General features: G+C 65.5%; 22 protein-coding genes. 11 read left to right on the top strand and 11 right to left on the bottom strand.

The annotated features are described in order from the left end of the window. Nucleotides 1–3 precede the first annotated feature (3 nt). The 4 genes from KV110_RS08900 (at nt 4) to KV110_RS08885 (ending at nt 2454) form a co-directional block, all read left to right on the top strand. A complete protein-coding gene (locus KV110_RS08900) occupies nt 4–441 on the top strand; it encodes a MarR family winged helix-turn-helix transcriptional regulator (RefSeq protein WP_218475033.1) in 438 nt (145 codons plus the stop codon). 55 nt (nt 442–496) lie between these two features. After that, nucleotides 497–907, top strand: coding sequence for a hypothetical protein (locus tag KV110_RS08895; protein WP_218475031.1), 411 nt, complete (start codon nt 497–499; stop codon nt 905–907). A gap of 75 nt (nt 908–982) precedes the next feature. Further along, the gene (locus tag KV110_RS08890; RefSeq protein WP_218475029.1) at nt 983–1306 is read left to right on the top strand and encodes an ANTAR domain-containing protein; all 324 of its coding nucleotides are present in this window, start codon (nt 983–985) and stop codon (nt 1304–1306) included. A gap of 134 nt (nt 1307–1440) precedes the next feature. Beyond that, nucleotides 1441–2454: a YdcF family protein gene (locus tag KV110_RS08885; protein ID WP_218475027.1), complete on the top strand. Its 1014-nt coding sequence runs from the start codon at nt 1441–1443 to the stop codon at nt 2452–2454. Nucleotides 2455–2456: 2 nt separating this feature from the next. On the opposite strand, the gene KV110_RS08880 is transcribed toward KV110_RS08885, so the two are convergent. Beyond that, nucleotides 2457–3140 (bottom strand): PAS and ANTAR domain-containing protein, encoded by a 684-nt coding sequence (locus KV110_RS08880; protein ID WP_218475026.1) that lies wholly within the window; start codon nt 3138–3140, stop codon nt 2457–2459. 181 nt (nt 3141–3321) lie between these two features. Then, nucleotides 3322–4758 carry a carotenoid oxygenase family protein gene (locus tag KV110_RS08875; protein ID WP_218475024.1) on the bottom strand — a complete coding sequence of 479 codons (1437 nt, stop codon included), beginning with the start codon at nt 4756–4758 and terminating at the stop codon, nt 3322–3324. An 80-nt stretch (nt 4759–4838) separates the two neighbouring features. On the opposite strand from KV110_RS08875, the gene KV110_RS08870 reads away from it, so the two are divergent. The 6 genes from KV110_RS08870 (at nt 4839) to KV110_RS08845 (ending at nt 10145) form a co-directional block, all read left to right on the top strand. Further along, entirely contained in the window at nt 4839–5489 is a 651-nt protein-coding gene (locus KV110_RS08870) for a TetR/AcrR family transcriptional regulator (protein WP_218475022.1), read from the top strand. Nucleotides 5490–5578: 89 nt separating this feature from the next. Continuing rightward, complete coding sequence (locus tag KV110_RS08865; RefSeq protein WP_218475020.1) at nt 5579–6397, top strand: M15 family metallopeptidase; 819 nt, start codon at nt 5579–5581, stop codon at nt 6395–6397. Nucleotides 6398–6571: 174 nt separating this feature from the next. After that, nucleotides 6572–7108, top strand: a complete 537-nt coding sequence (locus KV110_RS08860) for a hypothetical protein (RefSeq protein ID WP_218475018.1) — start codon at nt 6572–6574, stop codon at nt 7106–7108. A gap of 337 nt (nt 7109–7445) precedes the next feature. Next, entirely contained in the window at nt 7446–8993 is a 1548-nt protein-coding gene (locus KV110_RS08855; protein WP_218475017.1) for a hypothetical protein, read from the top strand. Next, nucleotides 8990–9475 carry a hypothetical protein gene (locus KV110_RS08850; RefSeq protein ID WP_218475015.1) on the top strand — a complete coding sequence of 162 codons (486 nt, stop codon included), beginning with the start codon at nt 8990–8992 and terminating at the stop codon, nt 9473–9475. The genes KV110_RS08855 and KV110_RS08850 overlap by 4 nt, the downstream gene beginning before the upstream one ends. A 217-nt stretch (nt 9476–9692) precedes the next feature. After that, a complete protein-coding gene (locus tag KV110_RS08845) occupies nt 9693–10145 on the top strand; it encodes a hypothetical protein (RefSeq protein WP_218475013.1) in 453 nt (150 codons plus the stop codon). An 81-nt stretch (nt 10146–10226) separates the two neighbouring features. On the opposite strand, the gene KV110_RS08840 is transcribed toward KV110_RS08845, so the two are convergent. After that, nucleotides 10227–11033: an SAM-dependent methyltransferase gene (locus KV110_RS08840; RefSeq protein ID WP_218475011.1), complete on the bottom strand. Its 807-nt coding sequence runs from the start codon at nt 11031–11033 to the stop codon at nt 10227–10229. A gap of 118 nt (nt 11034–11151) precedes the next feature. Here KV110_RS08840 and KV110_RS08835 point away from each other — a divergent pair, with 118 nt between their 5' ends. Beyond that, on the top strand, nt 11152–13281 hold the full coding sequence (locus KV110_RS08835) for a putative bifunctional diguanylate cyclase/phosphodiesterase (RefSeq protein ID WP_218475010.1): 2130 nt from the start codon (nt 11152–11154) through the stop codon (nt 13279–13281). A 59-nt stretch (nt 13282–13340) separates the two neighbouring features. On the opposite strand, the gene KV110_RS08830 is transcribed toward KV110_RS08835, so the two are convergent. From KV110_RS08830 to KV110_RS08795, 8 genes are all read right to left on the bottom strand, one after another. Beyond that, a complete protein-coding gene (locus tag KV110_RS08830) occupies nt 13341–14777 on the bottom strand; it encodes a purine-cytosine permease family protein (protein ID WP_218475008.1) in 1437 nt (478 codons plus the stop codon). Nucleotides 14778–14922: 145 nt separating this feature from the next. Next, nucleotides 14923–15351 (bottom strand): MerR family transcriptional regulator, encoded by a 429-nt coding sequence (locus KV110_RS08825; RefSeq protein WP_218475007.1) that lies wholly within the window; start codon nt 15349–15351, stop codon nt 14923–14925. Then, a complete protein-coding gene (locus KV110_RS08820) occupies nt 15344–15682 on the bottom strand; it encodes a hypothetical protein (protein WP_218475005.1) in 339 nt (112 codons plus the stop codon). The genes KV110_RS08825 and KV110_RS08820 overlap by 8 nt, the downstream gene beginning before the upstream one ends. Further along, the gene (locus tag KV110_RS08815; RefSeq protein ID WP_218475004.1) at nt 15679–15846 is read right to left on the bottom strand and encodes a hypothetical protein; all 168 of its coding nucleotides are present in this window, start codon (nt 15844–15846) and stop codon (nt 15679–15681) included. Before KV110_RS08815 ends, KV110_RS08820 begins: the two co-directional genes overlap by 4 nt. A gap of 102 nt (nt 15847–15948) precedes the next feature. Beyond that, nucleotides 15949–17241 carry an APC family permease gene (locus KV110_RS08810; RefSeq protein WP_343224172.1) on the bottom strand — a complete coding sequence of 431 codons (1293 nt, stop codon included), beginning with the start codon at nt 17239–17241 and terminating at the stop codon, nt 15949–15951. Nucleotides 17242–17356: 115 nt separating this feature from the next. Then, on the bottom strand, nt 17357–18358 hold the full coding sequence (locus KV110_RS08805; protein WP_218475001.1) for a DUF8176 domain-containing protein: 1002 nt from the start codon (nt 18356–18358) through the stop codon (nt 17357–17359). Beyond that, nucleotides 18345–19727: a hypothetical protein gene (locus KV110_RS08800; protein ID WP_218474999.1), complete on the bottom strand. Its 1383-nt coding sequence runs from the start codon at nt 19725–19727 to the stop codon at nt 18345–18347. The genes KV110_RS08805 and KV110_RS08800 overlap by 14 nt, the downstream gene beginning before the upstream one ends. Further along, entirely contained in the window at nt 19724–20047 is a 324-nt protein-coding gene (locus KV110_RS08795; RefSeq protein ID WP_218474997.1) for a hypothetical protein, read from the bottom strand. Before KV110_RS08795 ends, KV110_RS08800 begins: the two co-directional genes overlap by 4 nt. Between the last annotated feature and the right edge of the window lie 151 nt (nt 20048–20198).

The following is a 20198-nucleotide window of genomic DNA, read 5'->3' as shown; positions in this document are numbered from 1 at the left end:
GGAATGGCCGAGGGCGAGCTGAACGTGGGACTGCTGATGTACATCGCCCATCGGTCGATGGAGGAACGGATCTTCGCCGAGCTCGGCGCGGCGGGCTTCGATGACATCACCGTGGCCCAGGGTCGAGTCGCCCAGCGCATCGGCCCGGACGGCACCCGCCTCACCGAATTGGCCGAGCAGGCACAGATCACCAAGCAGACCGCCGGGTTCCTGGTCGACCAGCTCGAACGCGCGGGCTACGTGGAACGGGTCGCCGACCCGAGCGACGGCCGCGCCCGCCTGGTCCGCCTGTCCGCCCGTGGCAAGAAGGTGGCCACCTTCTCGAACTCGATCGCCGACCGCATCGAAGCCGAGTGGGCCACACACCTCGGCGCACGGCGGATGCGCGAACTGCGCGCGGCGCTCACCGCGTTGCGCGAGATCACCGACCCGTACGCGTAGGCGATTGAAATCAGCCAACAGCCTTATCAACTGACGTGGGGAGGAGACTGGCAGCGTGACGGGTAACCAGGTTCGGCTGATCGTGGTGGATGCCGCGAATGTCGTCGGCTCACGGCCGAACGGCTGGTGGCGCGATCGCGCCGGTGCCGCTCGACGGCTGCTCCACCAGGTGACGACGCTGTCGGAACGTCTCGAACCACCGGCTGAGGTGGTTGTTGTGCTCGAGGGCGCGGCGAAGGCCGCGGTCGACGCAACGTCGGATCCGGAAATCGACGGCGTCCGCGTGGTTTTGGCGGACGGTTCCGGAGACGACGCGATCGTCGGCGTCGTAGCGGCGGCCGTCGACGACGACAACGAGCGCGCGATGATCGTGGTGACCGCGGACCGTGGACTCCGTGGCCGCGTCGAGGCGCTCGGGGCGACCACCGTCGGCCCCGGCTGGCTCCTGGAACGCGTCGAGTCGTAGCCGCCGCCTACCGGCTCCGAATAATGAAGGGGCCGAGCACCCCATAACAACCGGTTCGCTGGGTAGTCCGCCGGTATGAGCGATGCATTCGAGGAACGAGGCCAGCCGTCCCTCGGGCGTGCCTCCCCCGAACTACTCGCGGCACGGGCAGTGATCGAGCAGGCCAAGGGCGCGTTGATGCTGGTCTACGGCGTCGATGCCGAGCAGGCGTTCAGCATGCTGCGCCGCCGCTCGCAGGCGACCAACACCAAGCTCCGCGCGCTGGCCGCGCAATTGATCGCCGAACTTCCCTCGCTCGACCTCGCTCCGCCGGAGTTACGCGCGAAGGTCGACTATCTACTGCACATGGCGCACACCCACACCACCGACCCGCACAAAGGGCCGACCCCGGAGCACTGACCAGCGCCGATTCCCCGCCACCGGTTCCGAACCGGACGAAACCCGTTGGGACGTATCGGACAATCCGTCTGCGAGCGGTACGACAAGGCAGGCCCCGATGCGATCGGACACCGCCTGCCCGCTACGGTGCGCGGGTGATCCTGCTCACTGTCGGCCTGGTTCTGTTGGGTGTCTTCGCACTGCGGTTCCACTTGGATCGCCGGCGGCTGAGCAACGGAATCTATCTTTTGCTAGGCGCGGCGATCACCGCGGTGGGAGCGATCGGCTCCGGCGATCAGGCGGATCTGACCCGCGTGCTGCTCGGACTGCTGGTGGTGCTCTCCCCGCTGGTGGTGCTCGTGCTGGCCGGCCTGTTGATCGCCAACGGCAGGCAGATGGTGCGGCGGGAAGGAGTCCGAATCGCGAACCTGCTCTCGATCGGCCCTGGGATCGTCCTGCTGGTGCCCTATGTGCTGCTCGGTGTGGCCATCGCGACCGGCAGCCTCCGGTCGGTTCTGCTGGCGTCGCTGATCATGGCGGTGAGCTACTTCGGGTTCGTGTTCACCAGCTTCGTGCTGTACTCGCTGCTCTACGGGTGGCTGCCGTACCGGCCCGGGATGGATGCGATCGTCGTGCATGGCTCCGGGCTGGTCGGCGCGCGGGTGCCGCCGTTGCTGGCGAGCCGGTTGGATCGAGCGATCCGGATCTATTGGGCGGAGGTCGCGGAAGGCCGTAGACCGGTGATCATCACCAGCGGCGGCAAAGGCTCCGATGAAGCGGTATCGGAGGCCGCCGCGATGGCGGACTATCTCATCGCCCGAGGCGTACCAGAGGAGAGCGTGGCGCGGGAGGAACGGTCGACCACGACACGGGAGAACCTGCTGTTCATCAAACGCCTGCTCGGCGACCGCGGGATGACCACGCGAATGGTGCTGGTGACCAGCAACTTCCACGTCCTGCGCACGGCGATTCTGGCTCGCAGGCTGAAGCTGGACGCGGAGGTCACCGGCGCCCGCACTGCCTTCTATTATCTGCCGAGCGCGATCCTGCGCGAGTTCATCGCGATCGTGGTCGCCTACAAATGGACCAACGCCGTCACCTGTCTGACGCTGGTGTCATTGCCGCTGCTACTCGCGCTGGCTACCGGTGGGCTGCCCACCGGCCGGTGAGGTCAGGAAGCGTCGACGCGTTCGTGCACGGTCAGCAACAGATGATCGAAGCGGGTGCGGAACCCCGCGGTCTCCTTGCTGATCGTCCTGAGCTCGTGCACGAACTGCGCGGCGAGATCGCGTAGCTTCGTATTGGTCTCCTGGGAACGCCAGCGCAGCACCCGGAACGCCTGCTCCGCGTTCACCCCGTAGGCGAGGATCAACGCGCCCTTGGCCTGCTCGATCAGCGCCCGCGACTCGATCATCTCGGGCAGGATCTCCTCGAGCACCTCCTGCCGCTGTTCCTCGAGCCGTTCGCTCACGTCGACGTAGTAGCCCGCGGTCCCGGTGACGGCGCCGTCCGCATCGACCAGGAGGTCGCCGACGACGACCACCTCCCGTACCTCCCCCTCGGTGTCGATGATCCGGTGCCGACCGCAGAACGGCTGGCCGGTTTCCGCGGCCGCGGCGATGCAGCTGGCGACATGTTCCCGGTCGTCGGGGTGTTTGTGGGACAACAACAGGTCGGTCGTCGGCTCCACCGTGCCCGGCGCGTAGCCGTACATCGCGGCGAGCTCGTCGGACCATTCCCAGCGCTGGTCGGCGAACCAGAAGCGAAACCATCCAGGCTCGGCGCACGCGTCGATGCCGATGGTCTCTTCTATCGCCGTCACCGCCTCCGGTGAGATCTCGTCGCCCAGCGTCACCCGCTCAGTATCCGCCGAAACGTTCCTCCTTCGGAACCCGACCCAGGAATTGGGCGGTACCGCCGGTACATGCGGCGGCCGCGGACTCGGATCGCCATCATTTCCGTCGCTTCAGCTCCGCGTGCGCCGAAGTGTGCGGCGACCCGCCCATACCCACGATCTGCCGCACGGGGGCTATCGGTCAATACCGTGGTACGGCGACGCGGTCGGTGAAGCTGCCGTGGAAGCCGGGGAAGAAGTGATGGTCCGTCGCGGCGACGGCGATGGGCGCGCGCGAGGGGTCACGGGCGTCGAGAACGACTAGCGCGGAGCGGTTTTCGGCGGCGAGATAGACCGCTGTCAGCAGCCATCCGTCGTCCTCGGCCGCCGTGGCCGAGCGGGGCACGAAGATCGGTTCGCCGACGGCGTCGCCCGGTTCGAACACGTGCTCCCAGTGTCGACCGGTCTCCGTGTCTATCTTGCTGATTCGGTTCGACGAGTCCGGGCGCGAATCGAGCGTCGCGTGGTAACCGTAGCGGTACGGGCTAGAGGTGCGGCGCTGATCATGTTGTGGCATTTCGGTTCGCTGGTCGCTGAAGTCAGCGATGGTCACCTTGTCCGCACGGCTCACGCGCAGTCGCGACGCGTATCCGCCGACGATGGACGGGGTACGGAAATCGCGTGCGGGATCGAAGAACTCGCGATAGTCGTCGTAGCGCACCAGATCCACCACGACGTCGCCGCGGTCTTCGAAGGCGTTGTTGATGTGCACGTACATCAGTGGCGGGCAGTCGATTTCGCGCCGTTTGCCGCCGTGCCGGGGCACCAGCACGATCTTGGTGCCGATATCCGGGCGGTAGGTGGTCGCCCCCTCCGCCGTGCTGAGGCCGAGCATGGCCTTGATCGGATCGAGAACGATGGGCGCAAGGACAAAGACGAAATAGCGCTCGGTAATGGCGAAGTCGTGCTGAATGTGGGCGTGCGCCAAGGGAACCGTCGCCTCGATGTGCAGGCGCCCCGCCCGGTCCACCCGGTAACACCGCAGGCCGATCGGCAGCCCCGCCGCGAGGCGCGGCGCCAGATCGACTCCGAAGTTGAACAACTCTCCGGTCACCGGATCGAGCCGTGGGTGCGGCGAAAAACGGGACAGCATCGGCAGTTTGCCGTCGAAATCGCAGCTGCCGCGGGTGGTCAGATCATCGAGATCGATCTCCCATGGCCGGCCCACATCCGACAACGCGAGCAGCCGATCCGCCTGCACGATCGCGTGCGTGTTGGCACTGTCCGCCGGATAGCGTCCCACGTTGCCGAGCACACCACCCGGGCGCTGATTACCCATGCCGCGAACCCCGCCGCCGCGCCCGGCTTCTTCGGCCAGGAACTTCGGTGTCCGGACATACCGGCTCTGGAACCGCACCGCTCCCCCGTCGATCACGAACTTCGACACCAGTCCGTCACCGTCGAACGCATGCCGGGCGACGAAGCCGCCACCCTCCCATCGGCCGGGTCCGTTGCGATAGAGCGTGCCGCGCAACTCCTGCGGAAGCTGCCCGGTCACGCGCAGAGCGACCTCCTCGGGCACCTCCTGCGCGGGCCGCAGAGCTGGGTGGGTTGTTGCCGTCGACGTTGACGCGGTCATGATCGCCCCTTATCTGGGTACGTGCATACTCTCTGGATACACTGATATCCAGAATCAGACCCGTGGGAGGGTTTGTCAAGATGAACGCTGTGACCATCGAACGGCCGTACGCGGGACAGCTCGCCCACGAGCGCAAGGCCGCGCGCCGAGCGGCGCTCATCGAAGCCGGGTTCGATCTACTCGGCACCGAGGGCGCGCATGCGATGACCGTGCGCGCGGTGTTCCAGAAGGCTGGCCTCAGCCAGCGTTATTTCTATGAAAGCTTCGCCAATATCGACGAACTACAGGTCGCCGTGTTCGACCACGTCATGGAGCAATTCCTGGAACGCGCCTTCACCGATCTGCCGACCGACGGCGACGTCCGCAAGACGATCGCCGCGTTCGTGGCCGCCTTCGCGCGCACCCTGGACGACCCCCGCTCGATGCGCGTGGCGCTGGTCGAAGCGTGGGGCAGCGAGGCGCTGATGCGACGCCGCGTGGAAACGCTGCACTCCGGAGCGGCCGTCCTCGCCGCCGCGGTCAAGGGGGGCGCCGACAATGCCCCCACCGACGGTTCCGTCGAACTCGCGGCATTCACCATCGTCGGTGGACTGCTGGAATCCATGCTGGCGTGGGTCGACGGCGCCCTCGACACACCCAAGGAGACCCTGTTCGCGCAATTCATCGACATCTCGGTCGCCACGATGAACGCAACGCTCGGCAGTGCCACACACTCAGCTCGCGAGGCGTGACCAGTTCGCCCGGTTGTGCCATGCTCATGTTCGTCCGGATCAGATGGCGGCGAAAGTGGTTGCGGCCGAACTGGATCGTGAGGAGAGCCATGAGTTCGGTTCCATGGTCACGGCGTCTCGGCGCACCGGCGCTGGCCGGTGCGGTGGTGCTGACCATCGCGGCATGCGGGGATCGCCGGGCCGATGCGCCCGCGACAGACGCAGCCACGACTAGTGCACCCGTTGCCGATGAGACGGCGTTCGTTTCCGTCACCGATGTCGATCCGACGATCGTTGTCGAAGCTCGCTACTTCGGCGAGCACAACTTCCTCGGCACCCGGGTCGCCGGTTACGAGGCGCCCAAATGCCTGCTGACCAAGCAGGCGGCGGCCGCGCTTGCCCGGGTGCAGCAGCAGTTGCGGCCGATGAACCTCACGCTCAAGACCTACGACTGCTACCGGCCCCAGCGCGCCGTCGACCACTTCGTCTCCTGGGCAAAGGATCTCGGCGATCAGAAGATGAAGAAAGAGTTCTATCCCACGGTCGACAAGGCGAATCTCTTCCGCGACGGCTATATTGCCGAAAAGTCGGGGCATAGTCGCGGCAGCACAGTGGATCTCGCCATCGTCGCGCTGCCCGCGGCCGAACCCGAGCCGTATCGCGACGGCGATCAGCTGCGCGAATGCTTCCTCCCCGCCGACCTACGGTTCCGCGACAACATCCTCGACTTCGGTACCGGCTACGACTGCTTCGACACCGCCTCGCACACCGCCAACCCGGCCGTCGGCGGCGCCCAGCGAGCGGTCCGCACCCTGCTGGCCGAACTGATGGAAGAACACGGTTTCACCAACCTGGCCGAAGAATGGTGGCACTTCACCCTGAAGGACGAGCCCTTCCCGAAGACCTATTTCGACTTCCCCGTGCGCTGACGGCCTGCCGATTCCGGGGTCGCGAGGCCTGTACGCAGGCACGGCGTGGCTCCTACACTGGGTAATTGCGGCACGGTCGACCGTAGGAGCGCCACGGCAACTCAGCGATCGGCAGGAAGCGAAGTCCTGATCCACCCAGGGCCGAGCATTCGGCCCGTTTATGGAGGAGGCGGCATGCCCGATCCATCGCACTCGAAGATCTGTCTGCTCGGCCAGGGTTGCCTCTGCCCCACCGTCACCCTGTTCCTCGCCCCCGAGCCACTGATTCCCGGCGGCAGCATCCTGCACCTCATCGAACAGGCGCCACTCGCCGAGCACAGCGGCGCACCTACCCCCGACGTTGAGTTGGTCGATCTGGTGCAAAACGACTCCACCCAGCCAGGACCGCTGGTGCGCACCGAATTCCGAGCGTTCCTTTCCGGTCTCCCCGAGCCCGACCAGGTCCGCGCCATCCTGCACGACCGCCACATCACCGACACCGCACCGGTCGGCCTCGATATCGACGACCCCGCCGAAATGACCCGCCTGGCCCTGCTCCCCGAACGCCCCATCGGCTTCCGCCGCACCGAAGACTTCCAAGCGGAGGCGATGCGCCGCGCCATGCTCGCCGTCTACCGCCACTTCGGCGTCGACCAACGAATCCGCCTCACCTACCACGGCTTCGCCGACCCCGGCACCGGCTGGTTCGCCCTGCGCACCGCGATCGCCTGAGTGACAGCCAGTCCGCCGTTGACAGGACAGGCAACAAACAGTCACAGCGACCGGAAAATTTCCGGCAGATGTCGTTCAAACGTTCGGCCGAAACCGAAACCGTACCGTGTATAGCCAGTTCGGCCGAGCTTGATGTGCCGTGCCGCGAGACATTCGAGTAACACCCGGGGAGAATAGGCGATACCTCAGCATCGGGCGCGGCCCATATGACTGCTGCTTGTTCGTTGCTATCGCATCAATTGGAAAGATCGAATAGCCGTGTCTTCGGAAGATCCATCCCAGACCACGGCGTACAGCCAGCCGACGGGGACGTCAAATGATAAATCCAGAGTCTGAAATGGAAGCGTTTCAGGGAGCCGTGCAGAACTCTGTCAGCTGGCGTATACGCCTGCGTTGGTTGCGCTGGAAAGCCGGACACATTGTCGCGCACCCCAGAGATCACGCACGTGCGATCAGCAACAGCCTCACGATCGCCGGACTGCCCCTTATGTTTCTGCTCGTGTTCTCACCTGGTCATCACTGGTTTTTCTGGGATAACCCACATGCGAGATTTAGCATAATTTTGACCTTGGTAGTCATCGGTGGCGCGTGGTTCAGCTTGCGGGTCAAGCTCACCGACCCACCGGACAAGCTGATCGAAACATTTCCTTCGTCGAGATATGGCGACACGCAGGAGACTGACACCTCGGAAGACAGAATCATCGAAAATGAGCAAAATCGAAAATTGCTGGACGTGCTGATAGCCGAAGCGTCGACATTCAGTGTTCACTATGGGACCGCCGTTCTTGCGCTGCTCGCGGATATGCTGGCCGAGCCGAAAACGTACGTACACCGGTCGAGCGAATGTGTCGAGGTCGGTCGGCGCGTCACCAAGCGAAGTGTGCAACTGTACATGTTTGTCGCCCGACACCACCTGCCGAGCGAAGCTGAGCAGAAGATTCTCATTCCGCTTGCCCAACAGGAGAAAGGACGGATGTACGAGCGCATGTCGATCCGGTCCCAGACCGACGACAATGTGGTGGCACTTTCCTATGGCGGCGGTTCCATGGCCGCCTATGTGGCGGTTCTGATGCACCTCTATTCAACGGTATTCGATTTGAAGGAGACCTACAAGGACTGGGATCACGACCGGCAACGTGAATTTGTCCAGATCGTCGGCTGGATAGCCACGTCTGCCGCAGGACTCACCAACGCTGGCAGCCGCTTCGCAAAGGCTGGAAGTCGCTTCGCGTTGGAGCCAGGGCACCCCGATGCTGCGGCGGTCAAGCGGCTGTATAAGGCAATCGCCACAGCCCAATATGTCGAAAAGATCGAACACATACTCAATGGTTCACAATTAGGAAAACACTCCGAGGTGCACCGGAGCCAGCGAAGCAAACTAGCACGAATCGCCAAGATCGGCATAACGCACTATGTGATCATCGTGCAGTGCCTACCGGCCGAGTACATGAACTTCACCTATGCATACAGCCAGCCGACCGCGCACCTCTTCTGCAATCCACGAAATGACGAAGGAACGGCTTTCACCCGCAGATTCCAGAAGTTGTCCAAGATACCCAACGGATTCCTGAGATTGTCCATGGCCGGTGCCCGACACAGTAAGAGCTATCACATGGACATCAGCGTCCAAGAAACTGGGTCCTATATCCAACAGGCACATTTCCAGATAGAGAAGGAGGGCGATGCGGAGTTGACCGAAAGGCAGCGCAAACCAGTCCTCGTCAATCCGTATCACCCGATCTCCGTCAATAGTCCATACCTGCGGCCGGCGGTTAATTCCAACACGAGCGCGCATGTATACGGTCGCCACCTCGGCCGCCTGTTTCGCGATGGCAGCGGGCACACGATCACTGAAATAGAAGACATCCCGACAGGTGAGTCATGAGCCAGGAAACCACCCCCGAAAAGGTCGCGAAAAATACACCGCACCCGATCGAGTTCTGTGTCCGTATCCGTGTCCGCGAACGTCCATCCGGCACCGAATTGTTTGCGATGATCGCCTCGGTATCACTACTACTCGTCACCTACGTATTGATAAGAATCCTGTCCTCGAACAACCCGAATATACATACCGACGTGGCCGTAGCGATCATTGCACTGCCTGCGACCCTGGCGGCAATGGCGGTGTTCTTCATCGATGCGATCGGGCGCAGCCTGTTCGTCTCAGTGGCCGGCATGCTGCTGACCTTCGGTACAGCCATTATGGCAGGCACGAATATATTCTTTTTTGCCATCCAGGCAACCGGGCATCAGTATTTCCCCGGCTGGTGGTTTGCCTCATTTGCCATCACCGTCGTACTGGCAACTGCTTCGGTCGGCACGTTCGTGATGCGATGGATTCACTACAGCTTCAGCAAAACGGCCTGATCACCATGGCGATCAGGGCCCTTTACCAACCATCGAAAAACCAACCAGGCGGGGTAGGCTTGTTACCGGTCAGTAGCATGGTAGGAAGTAGTCGAAGTGATGTGCATCACATCGCTGCCTGGACGGACCTCGACGCCACCCCACCGAACGACCATCCAACCAGCTTGCCGCGCCGAATACAGAAGACGACCCAGGCGGGGCAGCAAGGAGTACGGCAATGAGCAAGCGCGACCCGTGGACCGCGGCCGGTGCGATCTACATCCCCAGCGACTACGCCCCGGTTCCTCCGGTGCCCGCAGGAACCAAGTTGGGGAACGTCCAAGAGATGGCGGACGACATGGAGACTTTCCATCGCGCGCTGGTCCAGTTGACGAAAGACCCCGCGAAATTACGTGAAGCAGTAAGTTCACTCACGGCTCAATGGACGCCAGACCAGTTCGACAACGAGATCATCGAGGACTTGAAGGCGCGGGCGATAACCCACCCGAAGACCAACCGGCGTGGTCGATCCGGGAGTAGTGCCGCGACCGGGGTCGCCCGCGCGAGGGCGCGGCGACGCAGCACCGGCAAGGCGTCGAGGTTCCACTCGACCGTCACTGCGTGGATAGATCACCTTCGCCATCGTCTGCACTACGGCCTCGATCGAAAGACGCTCACAAATCCGTCCTAGGATCAGTTCCCGCAGCGGCGATCCCGGCCGGAGCGCTCGGACTCGGCTCACGATGGCTGCGCACCCGGAACTCGATTCGTTTCAGTCCTTGCGGGCGATTCCGCCGTAGGCGCCGGAACGTTCGGGGTGGTCGCCGATGTCGGCGGGGTTGTCCGGGCGCCAGAGGGGCAGGTGGACCAGGCCGGGGTCGAGCATGGTCCAGCCTTGGAAGAACTCGGCGATCGCGGGCTTGGCGCGCAGCACGATTTCGGTGGAGGTGCGGCCGGAAAGCTTTTGTGCTTCGAGGACTTCGGCCGGTTGCCCGTCGGCGGTGGCGTGCGTGATCGCGAGGTAGCTGCCGGGGGCGACGGTGTCGCGCAGACGGGCGACGCAACCCACGGGGTCGGCGTCGTCGGCCACGAAATGCAACACGCCGAGCAGCAGGACCGCGACCGGCCTGTCGAAGTCGAGCAGCGCCGCCACCTGCGGGTCGGCCAGGATGGTTTCGGGGTGCGCGATGTCGGCTTGAATGACGGCGGCAGCGGGATTGCCGTCGAGGATGGCGCGGCTGTGCGCGACCGCGACGGGATCGATATCGACGTAAACCACCCGGGCCGAAGGGTTTACGGCTTGCGCCACCTCATGCACGTTGCCCACGGTCGGGATGCCGGAGCCGATGTCGAGGAACTGGTGGATGCCGGCATCGACGAGGAAGCGCACGCATCGGCGCAGCAAATCCCGATTGGCGCGCATGGTCTCCGCGACGTTCGGCGTGAATGCCTCGATCTGCCGCGCCAGCGTCCGGTCGATTTCGAAGTTGTGCATGCCGCCGACGAAGTAGTCGTAGACGCGGGAGGCGCTCGGGCGATCCAGATCGATACCTTCGGGAGCCCAACTCGGTCTGGTCATCGATCGCCAACCCTTCTCGAAACATCGCACGCCAGCGGCGAAAGCACCGCCATCGTAGCCGGGTTCGCGAGTGCCCGCAGTTGGGCGGACGTCCGCAATCCGGACTACGATCAGCCTTATGGCGTGGGATGCCGGGAGCGGTTCTGATCCTGGCGGACCGCACGCGGAACTGGCCGGGCAATGGGCGGCGGCACTCGGTGGCGGGCCGCGAAATCACGTCGTGCCCATGAGCTCCGCCGAAACCCGCAATTTGCTGACCGAATTGGCCCGCGAATTCGTCGCCGCCGCCTGCACCGACGACTCCGCCGATCGGGTCGCGGAACTCGGCGCTGAGCTGGCCCGATCGCATTTTGTCGGCGACGAGGTGCTCGGCCGGAGTCTCGCCGTGCTCAACGCGTACCTCGTCGGTGCGTGCGAGGTCCCGGCCGATCGAGCCGATCAGTTGCTGGCCGCCTTTGCCACCGGTTATCTGCGCGCCTTCCGCGCCTGGTTGCTTGCCGAGCAGGAAAGCGTTCGGGCCGCCGATATCGCCGCCCGGCGGGTGGTCGAACAGCAGCTGCGCGCCAGCGAGGCACGGCTGCGGGCGGTGTTCTCCCAGGCCGGAATCGGCACCGGACTTTCCGATATGACCGGACGGATCATCGAGGTCAACAACGCCTTCGCCGCCATGCTGGGCTACCGGCCGGAGGAGATGTGTCAGCTGTCGGTCACCGATCTGACGCATCCCGACGACAGTCCCGCTATGTGGCAGAAGTACGCGGGCGTGCTCGCGGGCAAGTACGACAACGTGCAACTGGAGAAGGCCTACCGGCACCGCGACGGCGGCACGGTGTGGACCAACATCAATGTCTCGCTCATCCGCGACGAGCATGGCAAGCCGCAGTACACCCTGGTGCTGGTGGAGGACGTCTCCGAGCGGCGCGCACTGCGCGAACGGTTGCACTACCGCGCGAACCACGACCAACTGACCGGTCTACCGAACCGTTCCCGCTTCTTCGACGCACTCACCGCAGCCTTCGCCGACTGCACCAGGGTCGGTCTCTGCTACATCGATCTGGACCATTTCAAGACCGTCAACGACACCTTCGGCCACGCGGTCGGCGACGAACTGCTCGCGCAGGTCGCCGCCCGGCTCAACGCGTGCGTCACCCGGCCCGACCAACTCGTCGCGCGGATGGGCGGCGACGAATTCGTCGTGCTGGTCCCCCATTCCAGCGGTGTCGAGGAAATGGCGGGCGTGGCCGAGACGGTGCTGCACGCGTTGGCCCAACCCTTCTACGTGCACGTGCACCATCTGACCGTCACCGCCAGCATCGGCGTGATGGAGGCGCGCGCCGACCGTCTCTCCACCGGCGAATTCGTGCAAGCGGCCGACACCAGCATGTACTGGGCCAAGGCCGCTGGTCGCAGTCGATACGCGATCTTCGACGCCGACCGTGGCCGCCGTGAGCACACCAGCGCCGAACTTTCCGCGGCCATGCCGTCCGCCCTACGGCACGGCGAATTCTTCCTCGACTACCAGCCGATCGTCTCGCTCGCGGACGGGCAGACGGTGGCCGTCGAAGCGCTGGTGCGCTGGCGGCATCCGGAGCTCGGCATCCTCAGCCCGGCCCGGTTCGTCGAGCTCGCCGAGGACAACGGTTACATCGGCGCGCTCGGCGCCGTGGTTTTGGAGACGGCCTGCCGTGCCAGCCGGGAGTGGCACGACCGCTACCCGCACACGCCGACGGTCAGCGTCAACGTCTCCGCCGCCGAAGTGGCCGATCCGGCCTGGCTGGACTACGTGCAGCAGATCATCACCGAGACCGGCATCGACGCGAGCCTGCTGCAACTGGAGCTGACCGAGCGGGCGTTCATGCAAACCACCGGCCGGCCACTGCGCGCCCTGCACACCCTGGCCGACGCGGGCGTGCGCATCGCCATCGACGACTTCGGCACCGGGTACTCGAACCTCGCCTACCTCGGTCAGCTGCCGTTACACGTGGTCAAGCTCGCGGGCCCGTTCATCCAGCGCATCCGCACCCCGGACACCGCGAGCCCCACCGATTTGCTACTGCTGGAGACGATCATCGACCTCACCCACGCACTCGGCTTCACCGTCACCGCCGAATGCGTCGAAACCCGCCATCAGGCCGACCAACTCCGCGATCTCGGCTGTGATACCGCCCAGGGCTGGCACTTCCACTACCCCATGCCCGCCGAGCAGGTAACCGAACTGCTCGGACTGTCCGATCTTCGGTTGAGCTGAAATACGCACTGGTGCAAGGACGGTAGCTCCCGCTAGCCGAAGGTGAGCAGCGCTCGCCCCTACACGCGGGCGATGGTCGCCACGGTGCCTGCGGGATAGATCATCCGATCCGGTGGATTGCTGGTGCGGCGCGCGAGGGGATAGTAGATCGCGGCGGTGAAGGCGATGCCGACGATCCAGGAAACGTCTGCGCCACCTAGCTTCTCGGTGATCGGCCCGGTGTAGAGCTGCTGCGCCAGGAACGGGATCTGGGCCAGGACGCCCAGCGTGTAGCAAACCAGCGCGGTGGGATTCCAGCGGCCGTACCGGCCATTCGGGTCGTACAGTGCCGGAATATCGATGCGCTCGCGGGAGATCAGGTAGTAGTCGATCAAATTGATCGCGCTCCATGGCGTGAACACCATGAGCAGGGTGAGCACGAAATTCTTGAAGTTGCCGAGGAAATCGGCGCTCGCCCCGATCGCGATGAGCATCGACACCGCGGTGAACCCGATGATGTAGGCGGCCCGTGCGAATGGTGTGGTGCGCGACTGTCCGTTGAAGGCCGTGACCGAGGTCAGAATCGACATGAACCCGCCATAGGCGTTGAGACAGTTCACCGTCAGCTTGCCGACCACGATCACCAGGTAGATCAGTAGCGCGAGCACCGAAGGGCCCGCGAGATCGCCGATGAAACCGACTTGATTGCCGAGGAAGGCTTTACCGGCCACCGCTGCCACCAACGCGCCGAACGTCATCGACCATTGCGAGCCGAGCACGCTGCCCGCGAAGGTCGCCCAGAAGGTGGTCCGGTCGCTGGTCGAGCGAGGCAGATAGCGCGAGTAGTCGGCGACATAGGGCCCGAAAGTCAGCTGCCAACCCGCACTGAGCGAGATCGCGAGCACGAAGGTCGCCATGTCGAACGGCTTGACCCCGATATAGGCGCTGACGTCGTATTCGGTGAAGAGCCGGACGCCGAGATAGGTGAAACCGATGATGCCGACCACGGTGGCGATCCGGCCGATTCGATGGATCAGCCGATAGCCGGTCACCGCGATAACAGCGGTGAGCGCACCGAACACGAGAATGCCGACGGTCGCGTTGTCGATGTGCAAAATCTTGTTCACCGCCTGACCGGCGAGCACCGTGCCGGTCGCGGCGAACCCGAGATACATCACGATGACGAGCAGCAGCGGCAGCACCGCCCCGAGGACACCGAATTGCGCTCGGCTGGAGATCATTTGGGGTAGCCCGAGCCGAGGGCCCTGCGCCGAATGCAGGGCCATGACGATGCCGCCGAGGATGTTGCCGATGAGCAGGCCGATGATCGCCCACAGCGCGTCGGCGCCGAACACCACCGCGAGCGCGCCGTCCACAATCGCGGTGATCTGCATGTTCGCCCCGAACCAGAGGGTGAACTGGCTGCGCGGCGTGCCGTGCCGTTCGGCGTCGGGGATCACTTCGATGGTGCGGCGTTCGATCGGACCGGTCGCGTCGAGTTGCTCTTCGTGCGCCATGGGTCCGCCTTCCGTCGCCCGGAGCAGCGACCGATGGCGGGGCCAGCACCCCGGCGAACCGTTACTGCGTCCGATCAGCAGTATGCCGGATACCGCGCGGTCTTGTACTTCTTTGCGGTTGCGGAATATGCCGGATCCGAGGTGCCTACCTGTCGAGTGCAGGCGGCGTGAAAGGCATTGGGCAGTGCGGGCTTTCAGCGCAGACGAGTAAGTCGTCGCAGCCCGCCGCCAGCGCCTCGGTCAGCGTCTTTCGTATCGCCGTCAGTTCGGCCAGTTTCTCGTCGACCTCGGCCAGCTTCGCGGTCGCACGAGTCTGCAATCCGGCATGGGTGCGACGGCCGCGGAATCGGGTGATCTCGAGCAGGTCGGCGACTTCGTCGAGCGTGAAACCGAGTCGCTGGGCGGCTTTGATGACGCGCAGCATTGTCACCGTTTCCGGTGGATACAGCCGGTGGCCGCCCAGCGATCGAACAGGATCGTGGAGTAATCCCCGGCGCTCGTAGTAGCGCAGGGTCTGCACGTTCACCCCCGCCGCCGCGGCCACCTGTCCAGTACGTAATGCTTTGTCAATCATGGCGTTTGGCCTCCACCCGGGCAGCGAGCGCATCCAGGACATCCACCTGGCCTTCGGGGACGGTGATCCGCATGATCACCGCATCGTCGACCGAGGTGAAGGTGAAGCCGAAGAACGAACAGCATTCCACTTCGCGGGCCGCCAGGTCCCGGCCTGCCGGTTCGGCGTCCGGCGCGATGACCAGTTCCAGTTGGGTCCGCAGCGGACGCCGCGTTTGCAATACCGACCCGGCGAAGAATCTGTCGAACTCCGCGTTCCGCAGTGGTTGTTCGACAGTGGGCAGGGTGCACGAGTCAGGCACCCAATCAGCGGGATTACCGATCAAAGTCATAAACCCACGGTAAGCCTGTACTCCGGTATCGATTGCAACTGCGCATTGCCCGAACCCGGGCCGGTCACGGGCTCGGCGTGTGCCGGTGGCGAAGACAGCACCGCGGACAGGATGAAGGCGACCGCCACCGCGATTTCGGCCACCGTTTGTTTGTCGATACGCATGTCTGTTCCTCTTCTCTCCAAGCGGAACGGTATCGACGCCCGAAGGACGCTCCCAGCCAAGACTTTTCGTGCCCACACTATGGGGGACGGCCGAATCGATGCTCACCCGGCGTTGGAAGGAACGGTTTCCCGAGCGGTGCGGCGTGCGCGGATCACATTCACGACCGCGAGGAGGACCCCCAGGCCGACCAGGATCAGGCCGCGTAGCCAGATATCGCCGCCGATCTGGGTGAACAGGAACAGGCAGGACGCCAGACCCAGCCAGGGCACGACGGTCGGCATCCGGAAGTGGTCCGGCTCGCCCTCGTCGCGGCGCAGGACGAGCACGGCGGCGTTGACCGAGGAGAAGACGACCAGCAGCAACAACACCATCGTCTCGGCCAGCGAGGCGACCTCCCCCGTCAACGCCAAGATCAGCGAGACCGCCGCGGTCGCGAGGATGGCCACCCACGGGGTCCGGCGACCGGCCAGCACGCGGGCGAGCACCGGCGGCAGCAGCCCGTCGTTGGCCATGCCGTAGGCCAGCCGGGACGACATTATGCCGGTGAGCAGGGCGCCGTTCGCCACCGCGACCAACGCGACCACGCTGAACAGCCCCTCCGGCACACCACCGGCCAGCCGCACCACCTCCAGCAGCGGCCCACTGGACCGCGCCAGCTCGTCGGTGGGCACGGCCGCACTGGCGACGACTCCGATCAGCACGTACACGACACCGGCGGTGAGCAGCGCCCCGAACAACGCCCGCGGGTAGGACCGACGCGGATCCTTGACCTCCTCGGCGAGGTTCACCGAGGTCTCGAACCCGGCGAAGGAGTAGAAGGCGAGCACCGTACCGGCCAAAGTCGCGCCGATGACACCATGCTCGGCGGTACCCACCTCGGTCAGCCGGTCCAGGTCGGCATCACCGCGAACGATCAGCCACGCGCCGAGGCCGATGATCAGAACGAGTCCGCTGAGTTCGATCAGGGTGGCTACCGCGTTGGCACCGAGCGACTCCTTGATGCCGCGAATATTGAGCAACGCCAACGCGACCAAGAACACCACAACGACCGCGAGGGTCGGCAGCGAAACCAACTCCTGTAGATAGTCCCCGGCGAAGGCCCTGGCCAGCGCGCCCACCGACACGACACCGGCGGCGAGCATGCAGAACCCGACGAGCGAACCGGCCGCCGGACCGAACGCCGCGGTGGCGTAATGGGACGAGCCACCGGCGCGCGGATACTTGGTGGCCAGCTCTGCGTAGGAACCCGCGGTCAGGGTGGCGAGGCCGAGCGCGAGCGTCAGCGGCAGCCATACCGCGCCACCGGACTCCTTGGCGACCGAGCCGACCAGCACATACACTCCCGCCCCGAGGACATCGCCCAAGATGAAAAAATACAGCAGCGGTGTGCTCACAGCCCGCTTCAAGGTGGTGGCCATTAGCCCGCAATACCCGCTCTACCTGCGCTGAAGCAGACCGGGGCTGATGTCACACGAACGGGTACCGACACCAGCGCCGGTATGTCGGGAGTCAGGCGGAGGCGATGGCGGTGATGAGGGTGCGGGAGGCGACGGTGCGGGTCGTGATGAGCTGGGTGAAAGTCCTGGGTTGCTCGCCGGGGTATTGCTGGGTGAGTTTGACTTCCCAGTGCGCGAGGCCATCGTTGCCGTCGCGGGCTCGGGTGATCAGCACGCAGTAGCGGGTGCCGACGGGGATCTGGTTGATGCCGCGTTGGATCTGCTCGGCAGGCGACACGATGGCGTTGTCGGCGACGACCGCGCGGGCCCGATAGCCGGAACGTTCCACGTAGTAGGCGTATTCGAAGGCGAGGATGGCGTCGGGACCGGTGGCGGTGCCGCCGGGATCGGTGCCGGAGACAATGTCGGCGGTGCGCTTCTGTTCACAGCCCTGGGTCGCGATCGCCGCAGGTTGGGCGGGCGGTGTTGTTGTCGCCGAGGCGATTTCGGCGGAACTGCGGGCAGGCGCGGTGGCGGTGGCGGTGGCCGCCACGGACGGCGTGCGTTCGCCGAACCCGTTCACGGCGGCGAGCAGGATCGAGACGACCGCGATCCCGACACCGAGCACGATCAGTACCGCGAGCACCTTGTTGCCGCGCGGCTGCTGCTCGCGACGGCGGGTGGGATGGCGCAGTGGCGTGCCGGGGTGGATGCCAGACCGATTGATGATCGCGGGCGGCGGGGCGGCGTTCTCGTCGTAACCTTCGGGCTCGAAGTCGTCGGCGCGGGTCCGGCGCCGTTCCGGTTGCACCGGCGGCTCCGGCAGCGGATCGGCCGCGCGGGGCGGATCGAGCCATTGTTCCCAGTCCCCGGTCAGCCGTCGCGGCCGATCCGGGGTTGGCGACTCGGGCACGGCGACCTCCGGATCTCGGCGCCGCGCCGGGCCGCGGCGGACCGACGGACGCCGCCGCTTCCGTGCCTTGCCGGTGGGTGTGCGCAGCATGGGCAGACCCGTGTCGAACGGATTGCCCTGCCCCTCTTGCCGACTCGGAGAGTTCGGCTCAGAGGGTGTCATCGTCGTAGTCGCCGAGAACAGGGGTCACGGCGACCGTCGCGGTCGGAACGGTGACACCGAGCTGTCCGTCCCGAGGCTTGTGTTCCTCATCGTCCGCACGCGGCGGCGGTGGCATCGCCACGCCACCGGTCGGTCCGGGATGGCTCGGCTGGTCCGGGTGGGCAGAACGCGACGGCGCGTCCGACGGCGCCGGTGGCGGCGGCGTCTGCGCGGGCGCGGGCCTGGATTCGGGTTTCGGTGCGTCCTCTTTCGCCGTGGGCGCGGACCCGTTCTGCGCGGGCGGGATCACCGTGCCGGGACCGGACGGTTGCGACGGGACGGACGGCCTGGCTCCGGCGCCGAAGTCGAACAGCTTCGGCGTGTTGCTGGAGTTGGGCGAGCCGCTCGGTTGATCGGCACCCGTGCTGCCGGGGCGGATCGCCTCTTGGATGTTTTTGTCCGCCGAGGCCGCGACGGTGTCGATGGCATGGGTGCCGACTTCGGCGACCTTGTCGACGATATGCGTGCCGACACCGGCGATCTTGTCGATGATGTTCGTGCCGATGTCGACGCCCGCGTTGATGGCTGCGGTACCGATCTGCACCCCCGCCGAGATGAGCTGTTGCTGCAACTGGAGTTGGGCGGCCAGCGCCGGATCCACCGGCTGCCCGGTCGTCGTCCCGCCGATACCGGGGACCGTGCTGCCCGGCACGAATTGGCTTGTGCCGCCGGGGACGAACTGACCTGTCCCGGCCTGCGCCGTGGTGACACCGGACGGCTGGGTGACCGTGAGTGGTCCCATCGCGTCCAATCGCCTGCTGTGGTCGTCCATCTCGGTTTGCGCGGCGGTGACCGTGGTCAGCGCGTCGCGCAACGCCTGGGTGGCCCGCGCGATCACGGCATCGGTGTCCGGCGCCGCGGTCGCGTTGCCGAGGATCTGACGCGCGTCGCGGCGGAAGTCCGCGATGATCTGGTCCACGGTCCTGGCGGCGCGGGCGCTGGTGGCGTGCGCGTCGCCGAGCACGCCGAGGTAAGCCGGTCCGCGGTCGGAGATTTCGCCGATCTCGGTCTGGGTGGTGCGCAGCGCGGGCACCGCGGCGTCGGCGCCGCGGGAAGTCCAGGTCGACTCCAGTGCGTGCAGACCGTCGCGGTGCGGTCCCTCCGCATCGGCGGCCTGGGTGGACGCGGCCGACAGCGCGTTGGTCGCGGTCTGATTCGGGACGCCGACGCCGGTGCCGAGGCTGGACCGCAACTGCAGCAGCGGGCGCACCAGCGCGGCTACGATCGGCGGATCCACGGTCGGGTCGAGGTAGCTGGTTGGCGGCGCGACAGTTTCATTGCGGGCCGGGGCGGCCGCTGGCCGCCTGCGTAGTCCGGAAAGGCTTCTCATGTCAGCGTCTCCCCGGTCCGGGTGATGGCGCCCGCGGTGTCGGCATCGACGCCCTGCATGTCCGTGCTGTAGCCGCGCAGAATCTCGCCGTAGGTGCCGACGAGTTGCCCGGCGGTCGACAACGCCTGGGCGTGTTCGGAAACCGCGGCGGCGAATCGGGCCGCGAAATCGGCGCCGACCAGCCCGAGATCGGTGGCCAGTTGGTCCGGGTTCACCGCACCGGACGCGACCGCTGCCGCCGAGGCAAGCTGTTGGGAAACCGCGTCCGCGATCGCGGTGTAAGCGGCCACCGCCGCCGGATCCAGCTTCAGCGTGTCCACCGTTCCCCTCCCGGGTTCCCAGTCTTTCGCTACCGCGACATGATTCGATGACAAGCCTACTGCGCGACCTGGACACCCTGCGCCCGATCGTCGCTAGTCCGTGCCGCCTGAGTATGGCAACCAATGCGCGTCGTGTCATGTGCTGGTCGTG

The organism is Nocardia iowensis (genome assembly GCF_019222765.1).
GTDB lineage: Bacteria > Actinomycetota > Actinomycetes > Mycobacteriales > Mycobacteriaceae > Nocardia > Nocardia iowensis.
The sequence above is the reverse complement of the archived record's forward strand: the minus strand, read 5'-3'. Positions and strand labels throughout refer to the sequence as shown.

Bases quoted from the DNA above. Each gene is read 5' to 3' on its own strand.
- KV110_RS08900 (WP_218475033.1), top strand. From the start codon at position 4: ATGGCCGAGGGCGAGCTGAACGTGGGACTGCTGATGTACATCGCCCAT.
- KV110_RS08890 (WP_218475029.1), top strand. From the start codon at position 983: ATGAGCGATGCATTCGAGGAACGAGGCCAGCCGTCCCTCGGGCGTGCC.
- KV110_RS08875 (WP_218475024.1), bottom strand. From the start codon at position 4,758: ATGACCGCGTCAACGTCGACGGCAACAACCCACCCAGCTCTGCGGCCC.
- KV110_RS08870 (WP_218475022.1), top strand. From the start codon at position 4,839: ATGAACGCTGTGACCATCGAACGGCCGTACGCGGGACAGCTCGCCCAC.
- KV110_RS08865 (WP_218475020.1), top strand. From the start codon at position 5,579: ATGAGTTCGGTTCCATGGTCACGGCGTCTCGGCGCACCGGCGCTGGCC.
- KV110_RS08860 (WP_218475018.1), top strand. From the start codon at position 6,572: ATGCCCGATCCATCGCACTCGAAGATCTGTCTGCTCGGCCAGGGTTGC.
- KV110_RS08855 (WP_218475017.1), top strand. From the start codon at position 7,446: ATGGAAGCGTTTCAGGGAGCCGTGCAGAACTCTGTCAGCTGGCGTATA.
- KV110_RS08850 (WP_218475015.1), top strand. From the start codon at position 8,990: ATGAGCCAGGAAACCACCCCCGAAAAGGTCGCGAAAAATACACCGCAC.
- KV110_RS08845 (WP_218475013.1), top strand. From the start codon at position 9,693: ATGAGCAAGCGCGACCCGTGGACCGCGGCCGGTGCGATCTACATCCCC.
- KV110_RS08840 (WP_218475011.1), bottom strand. From the start codon at position 11,033: ATGACCAGACCGAGTTGGGCTCCCGAAGGTATCGATCTGGATCGCCCG.
- KV110_RS08835 (WP_218475010.1), top strand. From the start codon at position 11,152: ATGGCGTGGGATGCCGGGAGCGGTTCTGATCCTGGCGGACCGCACGCG.
- KV110_RS08830 (WP_218475008.1), bottom strand. From the start codon at position 14,777: ATGGCGCACGAAGAGCAACTCGACGCGACCGGTCCGATCGAACGCCGC.
- KV110_RS08825 (WP_218475007.1), bottom strand. From the start codon at position 15,351: ATGATTGACAAAGCATTACGTACTGGACAGGTGGCCGCGGCGGCGGGG.
- KV110_RS08820 (WP_218475005.1), bottom strand. From the start codon at position 15,682: ATGACTTTGATCGGTAATCCCGCTGATTGGGTGCCTGACTCGTGCACC.
- KV110_RS08815 (WP_218475004.1), bottom strand. From the start codon at position 15,846: ATGCGTATCGACAAACAAACGGTGGCCGAAATCGCGGTGGCGGTCGCC.
- KV110_RS08805 (WP_218475001.1), bottom strand. From the start codon at position 18,358: ATGACACCCTCTGAGCCGAACTCTCCGAGTCGGCAAGAGGGGCAGGGC.
- KV110_RS08800 (WP_218474999.1), bottom strand. From the start codon at position 19,727: ATGAGAAGCCTTTCCGGACTACGCAGGCGGCCAGCGGCCGCCCCGGCC.